Genomic DNA, 14,643 nt, shown 5'->3' with positions numbered 1-14,643 from the left:
CGGCAGGCCGGGCCGCGCTCGGCTCCACCCAGCCCCGCAGGAGCCTGCGGCCACCCGCCGCCCCGCCGGCCCGAAACCGGCCGCCGCCCCGCTCCGCCGTCAGCCCCGATTTGCCCCGCCCCGTAAAATGCCTACATTAGAAGCCCGCTGCCACCCGGCGCTGCTATCCGGTTTATCCTCTCTGCCCGCCCATTCCGCTCCCCAATGCCCACGGCTACCACGCCCGCCGCGCTGCCCCAGCCGCCTCCCGCCATCCAAGCCAACCAGCACATCTACTCCGATTATTTCGAGGAAGACTTCGTGCACACGCTCGACGACAACATCCTGCAGCTGCTGGATGCCGTCTGGTTTCGCTCGCGCTTGGTGGGCTTCGAAGACTTCCCGGAGCGCAACGACCCGGACGTACCGCTGATCTTCGCCTCCAACCATTCGGGTATGGCTTTCCCCTGGGATGCCATTGTGGCGCTGGCGCACATGTGGCGCACGCTGCCGGGGCAGCGCGGGTTGCCGCGGCCGCTGTCGGCGCCACTGCTCTCGCAGTCCACGCTCATGAACCCGTTTCAGGTCAAGGACTTCTGGAAGAAGTGCGGCTGCGTGGATGCCACCACGCTCAACTTCGAGACGATGATGTACTACCAGGACCACAACCTGATGCTGTACCCGGAGGGAGTGCCGGGCATCGGGAAGGGGTTCAACAAAAAGTACGAGCTGCAGCGGCTGGCCAGCAGCATGGTGCGCCACAGCATCGCGCACCGCACCGACGTGGTGCCGTTCTACACCATCAACGGCGAATACCTCAATCCCTTCGCCTACAGCTGGCCCTGGCTCAACAACTTGAGCAAGAAAATCGGAATTCCCTTTATTCCGCTGGGCCCCATTGTGCTGCTGGTGCTGCTGCAGCCGTGGTCGTTCTACATGGCCTACCCGGCGCAGCTCACCTTCGTGCGGGGCTCGCGCATCCGGCCCTACGAGATGATCGATAAGGACCCCGCCGACCTCACCCGCGAAGACTACACGGCCCTCTCGGAGCGGGTGCGGCTCCTGATGCAGGCCGAGCTGGAGGCTGCTGTGGCTAAGCACGGGCAGCAGCCCTACCGCTGGCGGGAGCTGTGGCAGCGCATGAAGGCGAACTGGCGCTACTTCCCGTTTTTCCTGCCCGTGGCTTGGCCGGCGCTGTTTCAGGAGTTCGAGCGGCTCTACGTGCGCGAAGGACGCCGCGGCTTCAAGATGGAACTCGATAAGCCGGGGGCCTGGCTGCGGATGGTGTGGCGCAACCCGTTCACGCTGTCCTTTTTTATCCCGATTCTGGGTTGGATTCCGATTGCCATTCGCGGCTACCGCGGCCACCGCATCGGCGAAAAGCCGTAACCGGCGTACCCCGAAGCGGCGCTGTGCACATCTGCGCCATCGGCCCGCACTGCACTTATCGTGCAACGAACGAAGTACTGCTGCATGGTGCAGCACATTTCGGTCGTTTCCCGGTCATAGTTCAAGTAAATCAGTATCTTATCGTTGCCACAGTGCGTATCCGGCATTGTGGTGAAGCAAGTTTCCGCTTCCTGTTGCCCTGCTCCGTATTCCGCCCAATTCCCACGTGTTCTTCTGATGCCTTCTCCTCAGCACCTGCTGCTTAAGCAGTTTCTGGCGGCGGCCACCGGCCCGCTTGCCCGTCAGCGCCCCCGCCTGACCACCATGCGGCTGGCCGTAGAGGCCGCCGCCCTGTTTCAGTTTGTGCCCTGGAATGTGTTTCTGGAAGAAACTAACGTGGAGGGTATGGCCGCCGAGTGGCTGCGCCCGGCCGGCGCGCCCACCGAGCGGGTCCTGCTGTATCTGCACGGCGGTGGCTACGTGCTGGGCTCCCTCAATACGCACCGCTCGCTGGTGGGTGCGCTGGCCCGCAGCTGCCGGCTCAATACCCTGGCCATCGACTACCGCAAAGCGCCCGAATACCCGTTCCCGGCGGCCCTCGACGATGCCCGGCTGGCCTACGACTGGCTGCTGGCCCAGGGCTATGCCCCGCAGAGTATTATGGTCGCCGGCGACTCGGCCGGGGGCGGGCTGGCGCTGTCGTTGCTGCTGCACCTGCGCGACGCCGGCCAGCCGCTGCCCGCCGCAGCCATCGGCCTCTCGCCCTGGACTGATTTGGTGCTGCCCACCGCCGTACTCCGGCAGGTGTGCCGCGAGGAAAGCCAGCTGCTTGAAGCCCTCGAAATCCGCGGCTGGGGCGGCATGTACGCCCACGAAACGCCGCTGGCTCACCCGCTGCTCTCGCCGGTGCGCGCCCACCTCCACGACCTGCCCCCGCTGCTGATTCAGATTTCCGACGCCGAAGTGCTGCACGATGACGTGCTGCGGTTCACGGCAAAGGCGCAAGCCGCCGGCGTGCCCGTGACGCTGCAGGTATTCGGCGGGCTGGTGCACTGGTGGCACCTGTTCTGGCGCTTTGTGCCCGAGGCCCGGCAGGCGCTGGAGCAGGCGGGGGACTTCGTGCGTGGCGTCTGGGCCGCCCAGCAGGCCGCCCAGACCCTGGCCAAACGCGCCGGCCAGCAGGCCCGGGTGGCCGCCCCTCAGCGCCTTCGCCCTGCTCACTAAAGCATCAGCCATCGGTTTCCGCGTTCGAATGCAGGTGCGTTCTGCCGCTTTCTGCACCTTCGCAAAGCCTTCAGCAATGTCCCAACGTAAATTTTCAATCCTCACCTCCAACTATATAGCAGCGTTTTCGTAGGTTTGCATCAAGTAGTCGGCTTGCATACTACTTTTTCCGGCGGGCAGGTTCGCCGCGCCGGGTTTCGTTTTCTCTCACCTTCATTTTCCAATCCCCTACAGTCTCATGGAAGATCTATTTAAGAAGTTCGTTAACGCCGGCGTAGGCTTTGTTTCGCTCACCACCGACCGGGTGCAGAAGACCATCGACACGCTGGTGAAGGAGAGCAAGCTGTCGGAGAAGGAAGGGGCTAAGATCATGGACGAGCTGAAGAAAAACGGCGAAACCAAGCGTAAGGAGCTGGAAAAGCAGGTGCAGGGTCTGGCCGCCAAAATGATGAAAACGGTAGGCGTGGCGCCAAACTCCGAGGTGGAGGAGCTGAAGCGCACCGTGAAAGGCAGCGCCAAGTCGTCGTCGGCTTCGGCCGCTTCGGCCAAGCCAGCAGCCAAGGCTCCGGCCAGCAAAACAGCTTCGGCCGCTAAAGGCGCCGTAGCCAGCGCCACCAGCAAAGCCGCTTCCGCTGTGAAGAAGGCCGCTGACAAAACCAGCGCTGCTGCCGGTAAAACCCAGAAATCGGCCGCCGGCACGGCTGGTGCCGCCAAGAAGGAAGAGAACAAGGCAGCCGGCGCGGCTTCGTCGCAGGCTAACTCGTAGTAATACGCGGCTTCGCGCCGTCTGAAACCCCGTCCGTGTTTTACGGGCGGGGTTTTTTGGTCACAGATGGTGCAGATGAAAGGGGTTTCGCAGATTGCGGTTGGCTGCAATAGCGCTGTGATTGGCGTGTGCGGCTGCTCTGTCTGCCCGATTCTTTTCCTGTTCCTGGTAGGCGCTGGTAGGCGAGTTTATTAATAGCTTCGTGCCTTGCGCCTGCCAGCCGTTGCCATCAGCGACATCATCTCAATCAGCGCAAATCAGCGATTCATGTTCAAGCAAACGATATCCAACCTGACCCGCATCCGGCAAGTGGCGGAAGTGCTGATCCGCTACGGCTTCGAGGACGTGGTGACGAGCACGCCGCTGCGGCGCCTAGTCACGCGCAGCCGGCGCCTCTCGTGGCAGGAGGGCGAGCAGGCCGTGTTTGAAACCACGCGCTGGCAGCGGATTCGGATGATTATCGAGGAGCTGGGGCCCACGTTCATCAAGCTGGCGCAGGCCATGAGCAACCGCGCCGACCTGCTGCCGCAGCCGCTGATTGATGAGTTTGAGAAGCTGCAGAGCAACGTGCCGCCGTTTGATGTGCAGGAGGCCAAGGCCATCATCGAGCGGGAGATGGGCCAGCCGCTGGAGGAGGTGTTTGCGGAGTTCGACGACGTGCCGCTGGGCTCGGCCAGCATCGGGCAGGTGCACCGGGCGCGGCTACTCACGGGCGAGGAAGTGGTGGTGAAAGTGCAGCGCCCCGGCGTGCCGGAAAAGGTGCGCTCCGACCTGGCCCTGCTCAACGAGCTGGTGCGCCTCACGGCCGGTTTCCTACGCAAGCAGGGCCTGAGCAACCCCCAGGACGTGGTAGACGCCTTCGAGCGGAGCATGACCAAGGAGCTGGACTACACCTCCGAAGCCCGCAGCATGGAGCAGTTCCGGACGCTCTACGAGAACTACGAAACCTTCTACATTCCGAAGCCCTACCGCGAGCTGAGCACGGCCCGGATCCTGGTGATTGAGTTCGTGAGCGGCTGCAAAATCACGGACAAGCCGCAGCTGCTGGAGTGGGGCCTGAGCCCGGAGAAAGTGGCCGAAACCGGCATGGATATCTACCTGACGCAGATATTCGAGTTCGGCATCTTCCACGCCGACCCGCACCCCGGCAACGTGCTGGTGCGCTCTGACGGCACGCTGGTGCTCATCGACTTCGGGATGGTGGGCAAGCTCAGCAAGCAGCAGAAATACGCCTTTGCGGGCGTGTTCATTGGCATGGCGCGGCAGGACCCGCGCGGTATGGCCCTGAGCTTCCGGCGGCTGGCCCTCACCTCGGATATTCCAGATATGCGGGCGTTTGAGGCGTCGCTGGGCGAGCTGATTGAGGATTTCGCCACGCTCGATGTCAAGGACATGAGCATGTCGGATCTGGCCGACGCGCTGCAGAACGTCATCTACAACTACAAGCTGCAGGTACCGGGCGCGGTGTTCCTGATTCTGCGGGCTCTCGTAATTCTGGAGGGCATTGGCAAGGTGCTGCACCCGCGCTTCAACACGTTCGAGTTCGTGCGGCCCTACGGGGCGCGCATCGTGGCCGAGCAGTATTCGGCCGAAAACATACTGAGCGAAGCCGAGTACACCGGCACCCAGCTGCTGGCCCTGATTCAGACGCTGCCGGCCGATATCCGGCAGATTGTGCGCAAAATCTCGCGCGGCGACCTGCGCGTGCGTATCGAGCTGAGCGGCTACCAGCTGCTGCTGCACAAAGCCGATCAGCTGGTGAGCCGCGGCATTCTGGCGGCCGTGTCGGTGGCGCTGATCCTGTTTGCCGGGCTGAGCTTACTGGGCCGCTACCCGGCCGGCCAGATGCCCTACTACCGCGGCCTGCCCATCGTGACGTGGTATAGCCTGGGGCTGGCGGCGTTCCTGCTGCTGATTCTGTTTATTCTGGGCACCAAGAAGGAGCGGCGGCCGGAGTAGCGGAATCGTGCTGCAAGGCTGGCTCCAATCAAGCCTCCGCTGAAGGCGCAGGCTCGAAATGAGGCGAAGCGTAGGCCGGTGATTCTGTTGTCGGGTTGGCTGCCTGCATCATGCGTAGCTCGCCGTGCCGGTCACACTCCAGCACATCCAGAACCAGCGCTTGGCCCAGCTGGCGACCCAATTGCAGCGCCTGTTGCTGCTTGGGAAAGTCCGCTACAACAAGACCCTGCGCCGACTCCGACACCGACAGCAGCACGATGTAGCGCTGGTTTTTGCTGGACTCGTCACCGTCGCTGTAGCCGCTGTCTACTACCGTGAAATCGGAGAAGTAGCGCACGACTACGCGCTGCACGTCGGGCAGGCGGAGCCAGTCGGAGCCCAGATGCAGCCCGAATAGGTTGCCGCCGTGCCGGTACTGGCGGGTGCGGGTGTCGAGCTGCCATTGCGTGGAGTAGCCAACCAGGAACACCGCAAAGAGGGCCATAACGACAGCCGGCGCAGCTAGGCCCGCGTAGGCGAAGACAGCCGCTCCCAATAAAACTCCGAAGCAATGATTACGGCCCCGGCGTTCCAGCACAATCGTAAACAGAGGAATAGGCATAGCAACAACATAAAACGGCCCGGCTGCACAGGCAGCACCTATTGAGTACTAGCAGGCGGGCATGAAATAGTGTCCTGGCAGCGGCAAAAAACGGCGCTAGAACAGTAAGCCAAAATCGAGGCGCAACGAAGTATGATTGGGAGTCGAACCAACGGAGGCGCCACTATCAACCAGATGGTCAATCCGGGTTTCGATGGTGAACAACGGTAACCCTTGCTTCTGGATGAGAACCCCAATGCCCGCCGCGCCACCTATGCTGTTGCTGCCGTGAATGTTAAGAGCTAGGCGAGTTGGTGTGGGCTTGTTGGAGTCTTGGTAAACATCTTCGGAACGACGATTGATGTTGAATGCGTAGATAGGCCCCGCATTCAGGTAAGGCCGCACGTTGCCAGCACCGATGTTATAGCGTAGCAGCAGGGGTACCTGAAGTTGCCCATAGTTTATCACCAGTGTCCTGGTGGTGGTATAAAACGCGTTGCCGTTGTATTGATTTACAGGGCCATATTCTCCACGGGCACTCAGATAGTTTGCTTCTAGCTGAACAGCCAAGTGCGACTTGCCCGTAATGAGCATTGAAAGCCCGACCTGATAGCTGAGCTGCATTTTCCGCTGTTCAAGCGCCGTGAGGTTTGGAAAGTTAAACCGGGTCGTATGAATCCCGGCTTTTACTCCCAAGTGGGTTTGCGCCCCGCGTGGGCTAGTCATGCGTGTAGTAGTTTGTTGCGGATAGCGGCAGGCGTTATAATCCTGCACCAGCCGTGTCTGGCCGCTGTAGGTGTACGGGTAGGTACGTTCAATTTTGCTGTAAGCGAAATCGAATTTGGCGCAGCCGGGTAGCAAACGCATATATGCCAAGCGGGCCGTGCCGGGCGGTACCAGTACAACGTAAGCTGAATCTCTGGGCTGGATGAAGTAGCGCTTCTTGCCGGTGGCATCTTCCCCGGAGTATAAGCTTACCGGCCCTTGAACAAGCGGCGCTACAAACTGCGGCGCGCCACCCGGCCCGATAGGCTGACTTACCCACGAAGCGCCATTATTATTGCCATAGCTGTGGGCTTGTTTGGGGGTGAAGTCAGCGGTAGTTCCGTTGGATTGGCGAAGCCGAATGATTTGCTGTTGGGCGCCCACTAGCAACACGTGTCCTCGCAACGTGTCGCCAGCTGTGGTTACTACATATTCCTGTTCTCTTTCCTGTGCGACAACCGCGCTAATCGATAGACCAAAAACTGCAAGTAGAAGTTGAAATTTCACGCTGAAACAAGAAGATATAGTGAAGTATTGTGCGGGAGAGAAGCTACCAAACGTCCTACCAGCTCGGTAGAAATAAATGGTATCTGGTCTTATAGGGACACGTCTAATTCCAACAACATAAAACGGCCCGGCTGCGCAGGCAGTCGGGCCGATAAATATAGGGTAACCGCAACGAATTGCGGCGGTGGGGTTGGGGCTACTCTGTTACCATGATGCTCTTGGTCTGGTCGGCGATGCGCAGTTCAAACTCGCCGGCTTCCAGCACCGGCTCGCCTTTGGGGCCGGCATAGCTCAGCTCCGAAATGGGCAGCGTGAACGTGACCGTGCGGGTTTCGCCGGGCTTGAGGGCCACCTTCTCAAAGCGGCGCAGGCGGCGCATGTCGGGGGCTACCAGGCTGGCGTAGAGGTCGGAGGAGTAGAGGTGCACGACCTCCTGGCCGGCTCGGGCGCCGCTGTTGGTCACCTGCACCGATACCGTGAGCTGGCCGGTTTTGGGCAGCGAGGCCTTGTCTACGGCAAGGTTGGCGTAGCGGAATGTGGTGTAGCTCAGGCCGTCGCCGAACTTGTACTGCGGGTTGTAGTCGGCTTCGTAGTTGTAGGCGCCCTCGGCCTTGCTTTGCTCCTCGGCGTACTTGTGGATGTAGGAAATGAGGGCGTTGGGGTAGCGTGGGTAGGTGTAGGGCAGCTTGCCGGAGGGGTTCACGTCGCCGAACAGAATGTCGGCCAGGGCGTCGCCGCCGAAGTTGCCGGGCAGGTAGGTCTGCACCACGGCCTTCATGCCCGGCTCGATGCGGCTGATGACGCGCGGGCGCCCTTCGTTGAGCACCAGCACCACGGGCTTGCCGGTGGCCAGCAGGCGCTGCGCCAGCTGGGTTTGCAGGTCGGAGAGGTAGAGGTCGTTCAGGTCGCCGGGCTTTTCCACGTAGGAGTTTTCGCCGAGGCAGAGTAGCACCACGTCCACGTTGCGGGCGGCGGCCACGGCTTCGTCCAGCTTGTCGGCGTACTCCTCGTAGTACTTGCCGTCCATCTTGTAGCTCACGCCGGGCACGTGCTGCACGTTCTGGGCCCCGATTTCCTTCTGCACCGCCTCCAGAATGGTGTTGTACTGCTGGGCAAATTCCTCGGTCTTCTCACCCTGCCAGGAGTAGGTCCAAGCACCGTTCAGGGTGCGCATGGAGTTGGCATTGGGGCCAGCCAGCAGCACCTTGCTGGTTTTCTTGAGGGGCAGAATGTTGTCGGTATTCTTGAGCAGTGTAATGGCTTCGGCGGCCATCTGGTAGCTGGCCTGCTCGTGCTCTTTGCTGCCGAACAGCGGGTAGTCCTGGCGGTTGGTGTTGGGCTGCTGAAACAGGTTGAGGGCGTATTTCACGCGCAGCACCCGGCGCACGGCGTCATCAATGCGCTCCTGCTTCACCTGGCCTTCCTTCACCAGGGCCACCAGGTTGTCGCAAAACTGCTCGTATTGGTAGGGTACCATCGACATGTCGATGCCGGCGTTGATGGCCAGCCGGATGGCGTCTTTCTGGTCTTTGGCGAAATGGTCGCGCTTGTAGAGGTTCTCGATGTCCTGCCAGTCAGTCACGGCCAGGCCCTTGAAGCCCAGGTCCTGCTTCAGCAGCGTGGTGAGCAGCGCGTAGTTGGCGTGCATGGGCACCCCGTTGATCAGGCCCGAGTTGATCATGATGGTGTGGGCGCCGGCCGCCACGGCGGCCCGGAAAGGCGGCAGGTGGTACTCGTAGAGGGCCTCGTCGGAAATGTAGGCGTTGGTGCGGTCCTTGCCCGACTGCGGCACCTGGTAGCCCAGGAAGTGCTTGATGCTGGAGGCGACTTTGGTCGGGTCGCCGATATTGTTCGGGTCGCCTTCGTAGCCGCGCACCATCTGCACGCCTAGCTCGGAAATCAGGTAGGGGTCTTCGCCGAAGGTTTCCCACTGCCGCGGCGAGCGGGCATCGGAGCCCAGATCCAGCACCGGCGAAAAGGCCCAGGGAATATTGCTGGCGCGGGTTTCGTAGGCCGATATTTCGGCGCCGCGGCGCACCAGGGCGCGGTTGCGGCTGGCGGCCTGCGCTATTTCCTGCGGAAACATGGTGGCCCCGGCCGTGTAGGTTTCGCCGTGCACGGCATCAATACCGTAGATAATCGGGATTTTGAGGCGCGTTTTCTGGGTGGCCACGTCCTGCATCTGCTTCACGGTGGTGTACCAGAGCTCGGGCGTGCGGGCGCGGTTGTTGGCCGAGTTCAGCACCGAGCCGATTTTGTAATCCACGAGGACTTTCTGCAGGTCGGCGGGGTCCAGAGCCAGCGGCTCGTTGGAGCTGTAGCGGTCCTTGCCCTGGGTCACGGCGTCGATGGTCACCTGGGTCATCTGGCCCACTTTCTCTTCCAGCGTCATCTGGGCCAGCAGGGCGTCTACCTGCCGGGCAATGGCGTCTTCGGTGAGCGGGGCTACGGCCGGCCGGGTGGTTTTGGCGGTGCGGGCCGGCTGGCGGGGCCGCGCCTTCTGGGCGTGGGTGGCAGCCGGGGCCAACAGGCCCGCCAGCAGCGAGAGAGCAACAATTCGGGAAAAAGACATCAACCTGGAATGAGAATGAATAATAAAAAGCCGTGCAACTCAGGCGGCCCGCATGCCGGCGCTGGTAGCGGCACCGGGCAGTAGCAGTTGCAGCCGGTGCAGGGCCTTGCCCACCGTCACGGGGCAGATGGACTTGGTGTGGCCCTGGGCCACGAGGTAGGCGGCCAACTGCCGTAGCGTCCAGCGGCGAGGGGCATCGGCGCTGCGGCGCGAGAGCAGCGCCAATAGGGCCGATTCCACGGCGGGCGTGAGCTTGGTAGGCGCCCCGCCGCCCGGCTGGGTGTTGAGGTAGGCCGTGAGGCCCTGGCGTTGGTAGGCCCGCCGCAGCGCATACACCCTGCCCTCGGTCATGGCCAGGTGCTCGGCCGATTCGGCGGCGGAAAGGCCGGCGTGCCAGTCGAGCAGGGTGTGGGCGCGGTTGGTCTGGCGGCGTAGCAGCGCGGGCAGCAGCAGGTAGTGCTGCAGTTCCTGCTGCTCGGCAGCCGACAACCGAAAAAACTGTCTTTGGCGGCCCATGGCGGGAGGGAAGTGAAGGGCAAAGCGTGGCAACAGACCCTTTGAAAAGGGCCTCTGCGCAACGCAGGAATAAAGCAGGAAAGCTGACGGGCGCCGCCGTTAGCGCTGGCGCATCTTGTAGAAGCGCACGTAGTCCACGAGCATTTTTTGCGGGAAGGCCGTCTGGTCGATGCCTTTCAGGCCGCCCCACTCGCCGCCCACGGCCACGTTCAGCAGCAGATGAAACGGATGGTCCCAGGGCCAGGCTTCCCAGCCGGTGTGCTCGTTGCGGCTGGTGAAGTAGGGCTTGTTGTCGACAAAAACCGTGATGGTTTCAGGCGTCCATTCCATGGCGTAGTCGTGGAAGGCCGTGGTGGCCGTCGGCACGCGGACGGAGTCGGTTTTCTGATTGTTGAGGCGGAAGTAGTACTTCTTGCTGTGCGTGGACGCCTGCACCACTTCCGGCCGGTAGCCCACGTACTCCATGATGTCGATTTCGCCGTTGGCGGGCCAGCTTTTGTCGCCGTACTTCCAGTCGTCGGGCAGCATCCAGATGGCGGGCCAGGTGCCGCGGGCGGCGGGCAGCTGGGCCCGCACCTCTACGCGGCCGTAGGTGAGGCTGCCGCCGCCCTTGGCGCGCGACACCAGCCGGGCTGAGGTGTAGGCGTTCTTGTCGTTGAGGGCTTCCTTGCGGGCCTCGATGACGAGATGGCCGTTTTCGACGCGGGCGTTTTCGCGGCGGGCTTTGGTGTAGAACTGCTCTTCCTGGTTGCCCCAGCCGGTGCCACCCACGTCGTAGGTCCACTTCACCGAGTCGGGCAGGCCGGGCTTATCAAATTCGTCGCTCCAGACCAGCTCCTTGAAGCTATAGCTGGGCGCTTTTGCCGGCTTGGCTTTGGTCTGGGCGCTGGCCGCGCCGCCAAGCAGCAGCAGGCCTGCCGCAACCGCAGCAGCCAGATGGCGGGGTGGCATTCGTAGGGTCATGGCAAAAAGAAAGATCGTAAGAGCCGGCGCTGGCAGCACCGGCAGGGCGCTACTGGTACTGGTAATGCCGCACGTAGTCCACCAGCATTTCCTGCGGGAAGGTGGTGCTGGCATCCGGGTTGCCGTCGAAGTCGCCGCCCACAGCGACGTTCAGAATCACGAAAAACGGATTGTTGAACGGGTAGGCACCGGAGCCGACGTCACTCTTATTGAAGGTGAAAAACTGCTGGCCGTCCAGAAACATCCGGATCTGGTCCTGGCTGCGCACCACCGAGTAGACGTGGAAGGCGTCGGATAGGTCGGTAGCTTCCACCTTGGTAGTGGTTTTGAACTCGCGGCTACCGCCGCTATTAGCGTAGTGCATGGTGGAAATCAACTCCTTGGGCTTGCTGCCACGCAGCTCCATGATGTCGATTTCGCCGCACTTGGGCCAGTTGTTCTGGTCGATATCGGCGCCCAGCATCCAGATGGCGGGCCACACGCCTTTGCCTTTCGGAATTTTGGCCCGCACGTCAATTCGGCCAAACACGAAGGTCTGCTTGCCTTTGGTGAGCAGGCGGGCCGAGGTGTAGGCCGGGCTGTTGGAGGCAGGCCGAATGGCCTTGATCATCAGATTGCCGCCCGTGGTGGTCACGTTTTCGGCCGCGTTGGTGTAGGTCTGCAGCTCGTTGTTGCCCCAGCCGCCGGCGCCCAAATCGAAGCCCCATTTGGTCAGATCAAGAGAACCGCCGTCGAATTCATCACTCCAGATCAGCTTGGTGTAATCGGCATAGTCGCGCGGCGCGGCATTTACGGCCGGCGGAGCGGGCGGCGGAAGAACAGGCTTGGGCGGATCGGAGGTACAGGCTGCCAGCGTGCTCAGCGCCAAGCTGAGTCCCAGGCCGGTACGGCGCCAGTTGGCTAGTGGAAATACCATAGCGACGGAAATAAGGATGGGTGGAAAGCGGAACAGAAGGAGGCAAACGGGTACTACGCACTACTGCCGGCCCGGTGTAGGTGCACCGGGCCGGCAGCCAGCAGCCTTACGGCTTAACGCGCAGCTTCATGGTGAATACGACGCCCGCCGTTGGCCGGCCGGCGCGCAGCACCATCGTCTGGTTGTCGATGGACAGAATACGGTACACCAGGTCAGGCGCATCCGTGATGCCGATAAACGCACCGGCGCGACCCAACTCAAACTGCGCCAAGCCTGGCCCCGTGGGCGCGCCGAATGTGAAGGGCGAGGTGCCGGAGCGGGGGGCAGCACACCCGCCGCCGCCGGCAACGAACGTCTGCGCCTTGGCATCATAGGTGTACACGTTGGCAGCGTTGAACGTGAATTCGTCGTCGGCCTGGCAAGCGGGCAACGAGCCGGCCGGGCTGCCGGCGAAGTAGCCCCCGGGGTCGGCGTCGTTGGGGCCAACGATAATAACTGCGTTCTGGGTGTTGTCAAGAATCCAGGTGCGCGACGAGCCACCCGTAAGCACGGCCTTCACCAGCTCGAAAACAGGCGGCAAAATGATTTCCTTCTGAGCTGAAACGCTGGTGCCGCCCCGGTAGGCGGTAATCAGGCGGGGCCGAACCGGGCCGCTGGCAGAATACGTGTGCGTAATCTGCTGGCCGGAACCCACGGTGCCGTCGCCGAACTCCCACTGGTACAGGAAGCCGTCGGTGTTGGTGGCCGTGAAGGTTACTTCCGTTGTGAAGCCGACGGTGCGAGAAGTGGTGGTGAAGTCGGAGGCGGGCACCGCGCCGTCGAGGCTGCCGGTGTCGTCCTTTTTGCAGGCGCCCAGCAGCAGGGAGCCGCTCAGCAGCACAAGGGCTGCCTTATGAAAGTGGGTTTTCATGAAAATCAGGCTGAAAATCGTGGAAGGGAGGAAACAGGCGGCTTAGTAGCCGGAGTTCTGTACCAGGGCCGGGTTGGCGTCCATCTCGCTCTGCGGAATGGGCAGCACTAGGTTGCGCTCGGTGGGCACGCCGCGCTGGATGCCCAGGGTGCGTAGGAACGCCGACTGCTGGGTCATGCGCGGGATGAGGCCGTTAGGCGTGCCAGCGTAGCGCTTCAGGTCAAACCAGCGGTCAAACTCGAAAGCCAGCTCGTACTTCCGCTCCCGCAGCACGGCCCCGGTAAAGTCAGACGTGGCGGCCGTCAGGTCGCGGGCGGCGGAAGGCGTGTTGATGGGCAGGCCGAAGGCGCGGCGACGCACCTTGTTGATGGCTTCCAGACCTTCGGTGGTGGGGCCGGCAGCCTCGGCCAGAATCAGGTACACATCGGCCAGGCGCAGCACCGGAATGTTGAGGCCCGAGTCCCAGATGTTGGTGTTCACCTTGCCGATAAACCACTTCTTGCAGTTGAAGCCAAACGGCGAGCCGGGGGCCTGGGGCAGCTGCGCCGGCGTGGCGCTGCCGGCCGGATACGGGTCGCCGGGCACCCAGATGGTCACGGCTTTGCGCGTGTCGCCGGCTTCGTAGCCGCTCACGAAGTCGGGCTCCGGAATGTTGAAGCCGTAGCCGCCGCCGGCCGGCGTGGTGCCGGAGCCGCGGGGCGCGAAAAATTCGTTGCCGGCGAAGCCCACGTTGTTGCGCTCGTAGCCGTTGCGGCCACTCACGTACTGCACCTCAAACAGCGACTCCCGGCCGTTCTCGTTTTCAATCTTGAAGTTGTCGCCGTAGTTGGGCCACAGGCTTTTGCCCGAGCCGGTGATAACCTGACGGGCCCACTGGGCGGCCTCCGTCTTTTTGCCTTCCGTGATGTACACCTTCGCCAGCAAACCCGCGGCGGCCCACTTGGTGGCGCGGCCCAGGTCGGCGCCGCTGTAGGAAGCCTCCAGATTGCCGAAGGCATCGGTCAGGTCCTGCTCGATCTGGCGGTACACGTCGGCGGCCGGCGTGCGCGGAATGTACACCTGAGAGGGGCCGGTAGGCGGGGTCGTGAACAGCGGCACGTCGCCGAAGGCCCGCACCAGGTCGAAGTAGTACTTGGCGCGCAGAAACTGCGCTTCGCCCAGGCAGCGCCGCTGAATGGCGGGGTCCATGCCCTGGATATTAGGCACTTTCTGCAGCACGATGTTGGCGCGCTGCAGCCCGATAAAGCAGCCGCCCCAGAGGCGGTTGGCCACGGTGTTGGTGGTCGGGATATTATAGTCGTCGAGCTGGATGTACTCGATACCGTCGCTGCCGCCGCCGCCGCCGGTGGTGGAGATGTCGGCCATCATGTCCATGCCCCACAGCGCCAGGTTGTACTGGCCTTCCTTGGTCAGTTCGCTGTAAGAGGCCGTAACGGCCTGAATGGCGTCGTCCTGGGTGCGGTAGAAATTGGCGTCGGTAATCTGGTCGGAAGGGGTTTCTTCCAGAAACTTCTCACCGCAGCCGGTGAGCAAACCCAGCGACAGCAGAAAGGTGCCGCAAGCGTATTTGGAAATAGTCATTGCAGTGGAGCTGTAG

General features: G+C 62.4%; 12 protein-coding genes. 4 read left to right on the top strand and 8 right to left on the bottom strand.

Going from position 1 to position 14,643, the window contains the following annotated elements; all coding sequences use genetic code 11:
* Positions 1-204 precede the first annotated feature (204 nt).
* The 4 genes from O3303_RS08590 to O3303_RS08575 all read left to right on the top strand — a co-directional run bounded on the left by O3303_RS08590 (position 205) and on the right by O3303_RS08575 (position 5,317).
* Positions 205-1,368, top strand: coding sequence for a lysophospholipid acyltransferase family protein (locus tag O3303_RS08590; protein WP_269561648.1), 1,164 nt, complete (start codon positions 205-207; stop codon positions 1,366-1,368).
* A 237-nt stretch (positions 1,369-1,605) separates the two neighbouring features.
* Positions 1,606-2,592, top strand: a complete 987-nt coding sequence (locus tag O3303_RS08585; RefSeq protein WP_269561647.1) for an alpha/beta hydrolase — start codon at positions 1,606-1,608, stop codon at positions 2,590-2,592.
* Positions 2,593-2,830: 238 nt separating this feature from the next.
* Positions 2,831-3,358 carry a phasin family protein gene (locus tag O3303_RS08580; RefSeq protein WP_269561646.1) on the top strand — a complete coding sequence of 176 codons (528 nt, stop codon included), beginning with the start codon at positions 2,831-2,833 and terminating at the stop codon, positions 3,356-3,358.
* Between the two features lie 267 nt (positions 3,359-3,625).
* Positions 3,626-5,317: an ABC1 kinase family protein gene (locus O3303_RS08575; protein ID WP_269561645.1), complete on the top strand. Its 1,692-nt coding sequence runs from the start codon at positions 3,626-3,628 to the stop codon at positions 5,315-5,317.
* 28 nt (positions 5,318-5,345) lie between these two features.
* Here the strand turns inward: O3303_RS08575 and O3303_RS08570 are convergent, their stop codons facing one another.
* The 8 genes from O3303_RS08570 to O3303_RS08535 form a co-directional block, all read right to left on the bottom strand.
* Positions 5,346-5,801 carry a hypothetical protein gene (locus tag O3303_RS08570; RefSeq protein ID WP_269561644.1) on the bottom strand — a complete coding sequence of 152 codons (456 nt, stop codon included), beginning with the start codon at positions 5,799-5,801 and terminating at the stop codon, positions 5,346-5,348.
* A 213-nt stretch (positions 5,802-6,014) separates the two neighbouring features.
* Positions 6,015-7,169 carry a porin family protein gene (locus O3303_RS08565; RefSeq protein ID WP_269561643.1) on the bottom strand — a complete coding sequence of 385 codons (1,155 nt, stop codon included), beginning with the start codon at positions 7,167-7,169 and terminating at the stop codon, positions 6,015-6,017.
* Between the two features lie 196 nt (positions 7,170-7,365).
* Positions 7,366-9,741 (bottom strand): glycoside hydrolase family 3 N-terminal domain-containing protein, encoded by a 2,376-nt coding sequence (locus O3303_RS08560; RefSeq protein ID WP_269561642.1) that lies wholly within the window; start codon positions 9,739-9,741, stop codon positions 7,366-7,368.
* A 39-nt stretch (positions 9,742-9,780) separates the two neighbouring features.
* Entirely contained in the window at positions 9,781-10,257 is a 477-nt protein-coding gene (locus O3303_RS08555; protein ID WP_269561641.1) for a helix-turn-helix domain-containing protein, read from the bottom strand.
* A 99-nt stretch (positions 10,258-10,356) separates the two neighbouring features.
* Positions 10,357-11,220, bottom strand: a complete 864-nt coding sequence (locus O3303_RS08550; RefSeq protein ID WP_269561640.1) for a glycoside hydrolase family 16 protein — start codon at positions 11,218-11,220, stop codon at positions 10,357-10,359.
* Positions 11,221-11,269: 49 nt separating this feature from the next.
* Complete coding sequence (locus O3303_RS08545; RefSeq protein ID WP_269561639.1) at positions 11,270-12,136, bottom strand: glycoside hydrolase family 16 protein; 867 nt, start codon at positions 12,134-12,136, stop codon at positions 11,270-11,272.
* Between the two features lie 106 nt (positions 12,137-12,242).
* Positions 12,243-13,046 (bottom strand): PKD domain-containing protein, encoded by an 804-nt coding sequence (locus tag O3303_RS08540; RefSeq protein WP_269561638.1) that lies wholly within the window; start codon positions 13,044-13,046, stop codon positions 12,243-12,245.
* Between the two features lie 42 nt (positions 13,047-13,088).
* Positions 13,089-14,627, bottom strand: a complete 1,539-nt coding sequence (locus O3303_RS08535) for a RagB/SusD family nutrient uptake outer membrane protein (protein ID WP_269561637.1) — start codon at positions 14,625-14,627, stop codon at positions 13,089-13,091.
* Between the last annotated feature and the right edge of the window lie 16 nt (positions 14,628-14,643).

It is taken from the genome of Hymenobacter canadensis (genome assembly GCF_027359925.1).
In the GTDB taxonomy this organism is placed as follows: Bacteria; Bacteroidota; Bacteroidia; order Cytophagales; family Hymenobacteraceae; genus Hymenobacter; species Hymenobacter canadensis.
Note: the sequence above shows the minus strand (reverse complement) of the source record. Positions and strands in the feature narration are given on the sequence as shown.